This is a genomic window from Melaminivora alkalimesophila (genome assembly GCF_000282995.1).
GTDB lineage: Bacteria > Pseudomonadota > Gammaproteobacteria > Burkholderiales > Burkholderiaceae_C > Melaminivora > Melaminivora alkalimesophila.
The window spans coordinates 1-8724 of sequence record NZ_ALEE01000352.1; the positions used below are offsets into that span (position 1 = coordinate 1).

The following is an 8724-nucleotide window of genomic DNA, read 5'->3' on the forward strand; positions in this document are numbered from 1 at the left end:
CCCGGCAGGGCCGGCCGCGCTGGCCTCAGGGCCGGTGCCGCCTCATCGCAGGGCCTTGCGCGCCGCGCCCACGCCGAGCAGCGCCAGGATCACGAACAGCACGGTGAGCGCCAGGAACAGGAAGAACAGGATCTTGGCGATGCCGGCGCTTCCGGCGGCGATGCCGGTGAAGCCGAGCGCGCCGGCGATCAGCGAGATGATGGCGAAGATGATGGCGTACTTGAGCATCGGGGTCTCCTGTGAGGACGGGGGTGCAGCGTGCTGCGGGAGGTCCCATCTTGGACAGGACGCCCCGCCGCGTCCGTCGGCATGCAGGTGTGGCGTGCGTAGGAAGCGGCCGATCGCTGGGGCGGGCCCCCGGGCTTACAGGCCCGCCGCCGCCCGCAGCGCCTGGGCTTTGTCTGTCCTCTCCCAGGTGAATTCGGGTTCCTCGCGGCCGAAGTGGCCGTAGGCGGCGGTCTTGGTGTAGATCGGGCGCAGCAGGTCGAGCATCTGGATGATGCCCTTGGGGCGCAGGTCGAAGTGCTCGTGCACCAGCTCGGCGATGCGCGCGTCGGGGATCACGCCCGTGCCTTCGGTGTAGACGGTGATGTTCATCGGCCGCGCCACGCCGATGGCGTAGGCGACCTGGATCTGGCACTGGCGCGCCAGGCCCGCGGCGACGATGTTCTTGGCGACATAGCGCGCGGCATAGGCGGCCGAGCGGTCGACCTTGGTCGGGTCCTTGCCGGAGAACGCGCCGCCGCCGTGCGGGCAGGCGCCGCCGTAGGTGTCGACGATGATCTTGCGCCCCGTCAGGCCGCAGTCGCCCTGCGGCCCGCCGATCACGAAGCGGCCGGTGGGGTTGATCAGGTACTTGGTGTTTTGGAGCCACTCGGCGGGCAGCACCGGCTTGATGATCTCCTCGATCACGGCTTCGATGAAGCTGGCCTTCATGGTGGTGGCGTTCTCGCTCTGGTCGGGGCTGTGCTGGGTGGACAGCACCACGGTGTCGATCGAGTGCGGCCTGCCATCGACGTAGCGCATGGTCACCTGGCTCTTGGCGTCGGGGCGCAGAAACGGCAGGCGGCCGTCGCGCCGAAGCTGCGCCTGGCGCTCGACCAGGCGGTGCGCGTAGTAGATCGGCGCGGGCATCAGCTCGGGCGTCTCGTCGCAGGCGTAGCCGAACATCAGGCCCTGGTCGCCGGCGCCGGTGTTCAGGTGGTCGTCGGAGGCATGGTCCACGCCCTGGGCGATGTCGTTGCTCTGCTTGTCGTAGGCAACCAGCACGGCGCAGCCCTTGTGGTCGATGCCGTATTCGGTGTTGTCGTAGCCGATGCGGCGGATGGTGTCGCGCGCGATCTGGATGTAGTCGGGCACGGCGGCGTCCGAGCGCAGGCTGATCTCGCCGGCCAGCACCACCAGGCCGGTGTTGACCAGCGTCTCGGCGGCCACGCGGGCGCGCGGGTCGACCTCCAGCAAGGCATCGAGGATGGCGTCCGAGATCTGGTCCGCCACCTTGTCGGGGTGGCCTTCGGAGACCGATTCGGACGTGAAGAGGAAGTCGTTCGCCATTTGAATAAACTCCGGTGTTGGTCGTCAGAGGCTGTTTGGGCGTTGCCCAGGACCTTGCGGGAGCCGTGTGGCGAACGCTTTAGCAGTTGTGTTTAACGTCGCCCTGCAAGTTGCTCATTTAACTCGGCGACAGCCCGCCATTTTAATGCTTTCCGTATTTCGCCTCCTCGCCGTGCTGCCTCTGCCGGTGCTGCACGCGCTCGGCGCGGTGCTGGGCTGGGTGGCGTTCCTCGCTTCCCCCACCTACCGGCGGCGCTTCCTGGACAACGCCGCCGGCGCCGGCTATGCCTTTGCCCGGGTGCGCCCGGCCGTGGCGCACGCCGGGCGCATGGTGGCGGAGGCGCCGCGCCTGTGGCTGGCGGCCGAGCCCGGGCGCTGCGACGTGGTCGGCGCCGAGTGCGTCGAGCAGGCCTGGGCGGCCGGGCGCGGCATCGTGTTCCTGACGCCGCACCTGGGTTGCTTCGAGATGTCGGTGCAGGAAGGGGCGCGCCGCTGGTCCGCCGCGCACGGGCCCTTCACCATCCTGTACCGCCCGGCGCGCCAGGCCTGGCTGGCGCGGCTCATGGAGGGCGCGCGCAACCGCCCGGGGATCGCCGCCGTGCCGACCACGCTGCAGGGCGTGCGCCAGATGATCAAGGCGCTGCGCCGCGGCCAGGCGGTGGGGCTGCTGCCCGACCAGGTGCCGCCGCAGGGGCAGGGGCTGTGGTCGCCGTTCTTCGGGCGCGAGGCCTACACCATGACACTGGCCGCGCGGCTGGTGCAGCAGACCGGCGCGGCGGTGGTGCTGGCGCGCTGCGAGCGCGTGCCGCGGGGGCGCGGCTACCGGCTGTACCTGCAGGGGCTGGACGCGCCGCTCGCGCCGGAGCTGCCGGCTGCGGTGCGCCAGATCAACGCCGCCATGGAGCAGCAGATCCGGGCCTGTCCGGAGCAGTACCTGTGGGGCTACGCGCGCTACAAGCAGCCGCGCGCCGAAGGGCCGGCCGCGGCGGAGGCGGGCGCATGATGGCGCGGCTGGGCATCGGCCTGCTGAACCTGCTCGGGCGCCTGCCGCTGCCGGTGCTGCGCGCGCTGGGGGCGTGGATCGGGCGCGTGTTGTTCGTGGTGGCGGCGCCGCGCCGGCGGGTGGCGCTGCGCAACCTGGAGCTGTGCTTTCCGGAAGTGCCCGAGGCGCAGCGCCGGGCCTGGGCGCGCGAATCCTTCGAGGTGTTCTGCCAGACTTTCCTCGATCGCGGCTGGCTGTGGTCGGCGCCGGAGAGCGTGGTTCGAAGCCGCGTCAGGCTGAGCGGGGCGCTGCACGAGCTCGAGGGCGATACGCCCACCATCGTGTTCGCGCCGCACTTCTACAGCATGGACGCCGGCGGCCTGGCGCTGCCGCTGCACACCACGCGTGAGTTCACCTCGATTTTTGCGACCCATCCCAATCCGGTCCTGGACGCCTGGTTCATGGCCGGGCGCCAGCGTTTTGGCGAGGTGCGGATGCTCAACCGGGCCGATGGCGTGAAACCGATCATCTCCTGCCTGCGCAAGGGGGGGCTGCTGTACCTGCTGCCCGACATGGACTATGGGCCGGGCGACTCGGTGTTCGTGCCGTTCTTCGCGGTCCCGGACGCCGCCACCATCCCCTCGCTGTCGCGTTTTGCCCGCCTGGGCCGCGCCAAGGTGGTGGCGCTCTACAGCCGCATGACACCCGAGGGCTACGAGGCGGTGCTGACCCCGGCGTGGGAGGATTTTCCCACGGACGATGCGGTGGCCGACACGGCGCGCATGAACCGCGAGCTGGAGGCGGCGATCCGCACCATGCCGGCGCAGTACTACTGGGTGCACCGGCGCTTCAAGACCCGGCCCGAGGGGCAGGCGCCGCTGTACTGATCCCGCCCCTTAAGGGCGTGTCTTCGGGCACCCCGGGCGCTGCGGCTGGCGGGGCGGGCGCGTCCTGCGCGGCTCCGGAGCCTGCCGGATGTGCCCACTGCCACAGCAGCTGCGCCACTTCTTCCACGCCCTGGCGCTTGAGCGCGGAGAACAGCCGCACCTCGCCGCCGCCCGCCTGCAGGCGCATGATGGACAGTGCCTTGGCCTGTTCGGAGCGGTTGAGCTTGTCGGCCTTGGTCAGCAGCACCAGGAACTTCAGCCCTTCCTCGACGCGCGGGCGCACGGCCTCGAGCAGCGCCTCGTCCAGCTCCGTCAGGCCCAGGCGCGGGTCGCACAGCAGCACGATGCCCGTCAGGCTCGGGCGCTGGATCAGGTAATTGAGCATCACCTGCTGCCAGCGCAGCTTGTCGCTGCGCGAGACGGCGGCGTAACCATAGCCCGGCAGGTCGGCCAGCACGGCGTCGGTCGCGCCCTGGCGGCCCAGCGCGAACAGGTTGATGTGTTGCGTGCGGCCGGGTTTTTTGGAGGCGAAGGCGAGCTGGCGCTGCTGCGTCAGGGTGTTGATGCAGGTGGACTTGCCGGCGTTGGAGCGCCCCACGAAAGCGATCTCCGGGACTTCAACGGGCGGCAGGTGGTGCAGCTGCGCGGCGGTCGTCAGGAAGCGGGCGGTGTGCATCCAGCCGAGGGCGAGCTTGGCGTCAGGGACCGGGGGGGCGTCTGGCGCCGTGGGAGCGTTCGTCATGGAGGCGCGGCGGGCAAGGCAGGAGTGCAATACGCTGCATTGTAGAATCGCGAGGTTTTGCGCCCACCACAGAAGAACCCCGCTATGAAGTTGCTTGCTTCCCTGCTGATGGCTGCCGCGCTCGCAGCCCCCGCCCTCACGGCCGCTGCGGCGGATGCTGCCGAACCTGCGCCCGCCCCGGCGGCGGCGCCGGCCGCGCTGACCAAGCCCGACCTGGCCAAGGGCGAGGCCAGCTACAGCACCGTCTGCGTGGCCTGCCACGCGGCCGACGGCAACTCCACCATCGCCGCCAACCCGAAGCTGGCCCAGCAGCATCCCGAGTACCTCGTCAAGCAGCTGCAGGAATTCAAGTCCGGCAAGCGCGCTGACGCCGTCATGCAGGGCTTTGCCTCCATGCTCAGCGAGCAGGACATGCGCAACATCTCCTGGTGGCTGGCCTCGCAGCAGGCCAAGGAAGGCTTTGCCAAGGACAAGGACCTGGTCGCCCTGGGCGAGCGCATCTACCGCGGCGGCATCCAGGACCGCGGCATCGCCTCGTGCGCCGGCTGCCACAGCCCCAACGGCGCCGGCATCCCCGCCCAGTACCCGCGCCTGTCGGGCCAGCACGCCGACTACACGGCCAAGCAGCTGATCGATTTTCGCGACGGCAAGCGCGGCAACAGCCCCCAGATGACGGACATCGCCGCCAAGCTCAACGACCGCGAGATCCGCGCGGTCTCCGACTACATCGCCGGCCTGCGCTGAGGCGCCGGAGGTTGATTCACGTCAAGCCAACAGGGGTATAGCCGGCGCGCAGGGAACCTGCGCGGGATAATCGGACCCAAGACGGGGCGGATCCATCTGCACGGATGGCCCGCCCCTTTTGCTTCCCCGCCCCACCTTTCCATGTCTGACACTTCTGTTGCCGCCGGCGGGCTGTCGCGCCGCGAGCCGGTGCTGCGCCCGATGCTCGAGCTGCTGGCGTCGATGCGCTTTGCCATCGCGCTGCTGACGGTGATCTGCATCGCCTCGGTCATCGGGACCGTGGTCCAGCAGCACGAGCCGGTGAACAACTACGTCAACCAGTTCGGCCCCTTCTGGGCCGAGCTGTTCCTGGCGCTCAAGCTCAACGCCGTCTACAGCGCCTGGTGGTTCCTGCTGATCCTGGCCTTCCTGGTGGTGAGCACCTCGCTGTGCATCGCCCGCCACACGCCCAAGTACCTGGCCGACATCCGCAACTTCAAGGAAGACATCCGCGAAAAGAGCCTGCAGGCCTTCCGCCACAAGGCGGCCGCGCACTTCGCCGCCGAGCCGCCCGAGGCCGCCGCCGAGCGCATCGGCCGCCAGCTGCTGGCGCGCGGCTGGAAGGTGCGCGTGCAGCGGCGCGAGCGCGAGGGCGGCGCCGGCTTCATGGTGGCGGCCAAGGCGGGCGCGGCCAACAAGATCGGCTACATCGCGGCGCACAGCGCCATCGTGCTGATCTGCCTGGGCGGGCTGCTCGACGGCGACCTGATCGTGCGCGCCCAGATGTGGCTGGGCAGCAAGACGCCCTACACCGGCGGCGGCTTCATCTCGGAAGTGTCCGACCAGCACCGCCTGTCCGAGCGCAACCCCACCTTCCGCGGCAACCTGCTGGTCTCCGAGGGCACCCAGGCCAGCACGGCGATCCTCAACCAGTCGGATGGCGTGTTGCTGCAGGAATTGCCGTTCGCGGTGGAGCTGAAGAAGTTCATCGTCGAGCACTACTCGACCGGCATGCCCAAGCTGTTCGCCAGCGAGATCGTGATCCACGACAAGGCCACGGGCGAAGCGGTCCCGAAGCGCATCGAGGTCAACCACCCGGCCAGCTACCGCGGCATCGAGATCTACCAGTCGAGCTTCGACGATGGCGGCTCGCAGGTGCGCCTGCGCGCCCGGCCGCTGGTGCCGGGCATCGCGCCGTTCGAGGTCGAGGGGGTGATCGGCAATTCCACGCCGCTGAACGATCCCGGGCTTGCCGGGGCGACGACCCTGGAGTTCACCGCCCTGCGCGTGCTGAACGTGGAGAATTTCGGCGACGTCGAGCGCCAGGGCGGGCAGGGCTCGGCCGTGGACGTGCGCAAGGTGGACCTGCGCTCGTCGATCGAGTCGCGCCTGGGCGCGGGCAACAAGACGGTGACGCGCCGCGAGCTGAAGAACATCGGCCCGAGCATCACCTACAAGCTGCGCGACGCCGCCGGCCAGGCGCGCGAATACCACAACTACATGCTGCCGGTGGACATGGGCGACGGCCAGCTGCCGGTGTACCTGCTGGGCGTGCGCGAGACGCAGGCCGAGCAGTTTCGCTACCTGCGCGTGCCCATCGACCACGAGGGCGGCATGGGCGACTTCCTGCGCATGCGCGTCGCCCTGGGCAGCCCCGAACTGCGCGCGCAGGCGGTGCGGCGCTACGCCAGGGCGGCCGTGGACGGCGCCCGGCCGGAGCTGGTCGAGCAGCTGGAGCTGTCCGCCTCGCGGGCGCTGGCGCTTTTCGCGGGCGACCACGAGCCGCTGCCGGGGCGTCCGCGCGGCGGGCTGATCGCCGTGTCGGATTTCATGGAGGCGAACGTGCCCCTGGCCGAGCGCGAGCGCGCCGGCGAGGTGCTGATCCGCATCCTGAACGGCGCGCTGTTCGAGCTGGTGCAGCTCACGCGCAGCCAGGCGGGCCTCGCGCCGCTGCCCCAGGACGAGGCGACGCGCGCCTTCATGACGCAGGCGGTGCTGGCCCTGAGCGACTCGCAGGCCTACCCGGCCCCGCTGGCGCTGGAGCTGGTCGATTTCAACCAGGTGCAGGCCAGCGTGTTCCAGGTGGCGCGGGCCCCCGGCAAGAACGTGGTCTATCTGGGCTGCGCCTTGCTGATCATCGGCGTCTTTGCCATGCTCTATGTGCGCGACCGGCGCCTGTGGGTCTGGCTGGTGCCGGAGGGCGGCGGCGCGCAGGCCACCATGGCACTGTCCATGAACCGCAAGACGCTCGACGGCGAGCGCGAATTCCACCAGCTCAGCGCCCAGCTGCTCGGCGCGGCCACCGACGGAGGCAAGGCCCCATGAACACCACCACGACCACTCCCGCCGCGGCGACCTACCAACTGGGTGGCGGCGGCTATTTCTCTCGGCGCGACTGGCTGGATTGGCTCTTTGCCGTGGCGGTGGCGGTGGGCGGGCTGTTCGCGCTGCAGCGCTACGGCGCCTACATGGACGTGTACGAGAAGGGCATCTTGCTCGGCTCGATTCCGGCGGTGGTCTGGCTGGGCTGGTTCTGGCGGCCGCTGCTGTGGCTGATGGTGGCGGTGGCGGCGCTGTCGCTGTCGGCGGTCGGGCTGTACCAGGGCGAGGCGGGGGCGGATCTGGCGCGCGCCGACAGCGTGTTCCTGCTGAAGTATTTCCTCTCGAGCCAGTCGGCGATCCTGTGGATGAGCATGCTGTTCTTCATGAGCACGGCCTTCTACTGGGTCGGCATGATCGTCGGCGGGGAGCGCCAAGCCATGATGCGCCTGGGCTCGCGCATCGCCTGGGTGGCGATCGGCCTGGCGCTGATCGGCACCATGGTGCGCTGGTACGAGAGCTACCTGATCGGCCCGGACGTCGGCCACATTCCGGTGAGCAACCTGTACGAAGTCTTCGTCATGTTCTGCTGGATGACGGCGGTGTTCTACCTCTACTACGAGGAGCAGTACGGCACGCGCGCCCTGGGCAGCTTCGTGATGCTGGTGGTGAGCGCGGCGGTGGGTTTCCTGCTGTGGTACACGGTGGTGCGGGAAGCCCACGAGATCCAGCCGCTGATCCCGGCGCTGCAGAGCTGGTGGATGAAGCTGCACGTGCCGGCCAACTTCGTCGGCTACGGCACCTTTGCGCTGGCGGCCATGGTGGCCTTCGCCTACCTGGTCAAGCAGCAGGCGGCCGAGACGCGCTGGTGGAAGCTCGCGCCGCTGTGGCTGCTGGGCATCGTGCTGTGCTTCGAGCCGCTGGCCTTCCGCCAGGACGCGGCCGCCGGCGGCAGCAGCTACTGGATGGTCTATTTCGGCATTTCGGCGCTGATCGTGGGCGCCATCCTCCTCGGTCGCCGGCGCATCGCCGCGCAGCTGCCGGCGCTGGAGGTGCTCGACGACGTCATGTACAAGGCGATCGCCGTGGGCTTCGCCTTCTTCACCATCGCCACCGTGCTGGGCGCGCTGTGGGCGGCCGAGGCCTGGGGCGGCTATTGGAGCTGGGACCCGAAGGAGACCTGGGCGCTGATCGTCTGGCTGAACTACGCGTCCTGGCTGCACATGCGCCTGATGAAGGGGCTGCGCGGCACGGTATCGGCCTGGTGGGCGCTGGTGGGGCTGGCGGTGACGACCTTCGCGTTCCTGGGGGTGAACATGTTCCTGTCGGGGCTGCACAGCTACGGCTCGCTCTGAGGCCGCGCCGCCCGCGCCACACCTGCTGGGCCGACCGCTCGAGGAGCCTGCCATGCTGATCCACACCCACGCGGACGGGTTCACGCATCCGCATTCCAGCGAGATCACGCCGCGCGCCGTGCACGACGGACGCCGCGCGCTGCTGCGCCAGCTGGCGGGCGG

General features: G+C 69.8%; 8 protein-coding genes. 5 read left to right on the forward strand and 3 right to left on the reverse strand.

Annotated features, from left to right (window positions below; genetic code table 11):
* Nucleotides 1-42: 42 nt before the first annotated feature.
* Entirely contained in the window at nt 43-228 is a 186-nt protein-coding gene (locus A612_RS06510) for a DUF1328 domain-containing protein (RefSeq protein ID WP_019373703.1), read from the reverse strand.
* A 135-nt stretch (nt 229-363) separates the two neighbouring features.
* A complete protein-coding gene (metK, locus tag A612_RS06515; RefSeq protein ID WP_019373704.1) occupies nt 364-1554 on the reverse strand; it encodes a methionine adenosyltransferase in 1191 nt (396 codons plus the stop codon).
* A 145-nt stretch (nt 1555-1699) separates the two neighbouring features.
* Here metK and A612_RS06520 point away from each other — a divergent pair, with 145 nt between their 5' ends.
* Nucleotides 1700-2557: a lysophospholipid acyltransferase family protein gene (locus tag A612_RS06520; RefSeq protein ID WP_040436248.1), complete on the forward strand. Its 858-nt coding sequence runs from the start codon at nt 1700-1702 to the stop codon at nt 2555-2557.
* The gene (locus A612_RS06525) at nt 2554-3423 is read left to right on the forward strand and encodes a lysophospholipid acyltransferase family protein (RefSeq protein WP_040436249.1); all 870 of its coding nucleotides are present in this window, start codon (nt 2554-2556) and stop codon (nt 3421-3423) included. The genes A612_RS06520 and A612_RS06525 overlap by 4 nt, the downstream gene beginning before the upstream one ends.
* Here A612_RS06525 and yihA read toward each other — a convergent pair.
* Nucleotides 3386-4165 carry a ribosome biogenesis GTP-binding protein YihA/YsxC gene (gene yihA / locus A612_RS06530; RefSeq protein ID WP_051001464.1) on the reverse strand — a complete coding sequence of 260 codons (780 nt, stop codon included), beginning with the start codon at nt 4163-4165 and terminating at the stop codon, nt 3386-3388. The genes A612_RS06525 and yihA overlap by 38 nt on opposite strands.
* An 84-nt stretch (nt 4166-4249) precedes the next feature.
* Here yihA and A612_RS06535 point away from each other — a divergent pair, with 84 nt between their 5' ends.
* From A612_RS06535 to ccsB, 3 genes are all read left to right on the forward strand, one after another.
* Entirely contained in the window at nt 4250-4909 is a 660-nt protein-coding gene (locus tag A612_RS06535; protein WP_019373708.1) for a c-type cytochrome, read from the forward strand.
* 141 nt (nt 4910-5050) lie between these two features.
* The gene (locus A612_RS06540; protein WP_019373709.1) at nt 5051-7213 is read left to right on the forward strand and encodes a cytochrome c biogenesis protein ResB; all 2163 of its coding nucleotides are present in this window, start codon (nt 5051-5053) and stop codon (nt 7211-7213) included.
* Nucleotides 7210-8562: a c-type cytochrome biogenesis protein CcsB gene (gene ccsB / locus A612_RS06545; RefSeq protein WP_019373710.1), complete on the forward strand. Its 1353-nt coding sequence runs from the start codon at nt 7210-7212 to the stop codon at nt 8560-8562. The genes A612_RS06540 and ccsB overlap by 4 nt, the downstream gene beginning before the upstream one ends.
* Nucleotides 8563-8724 lie beyond the last annotated feature (162 nt).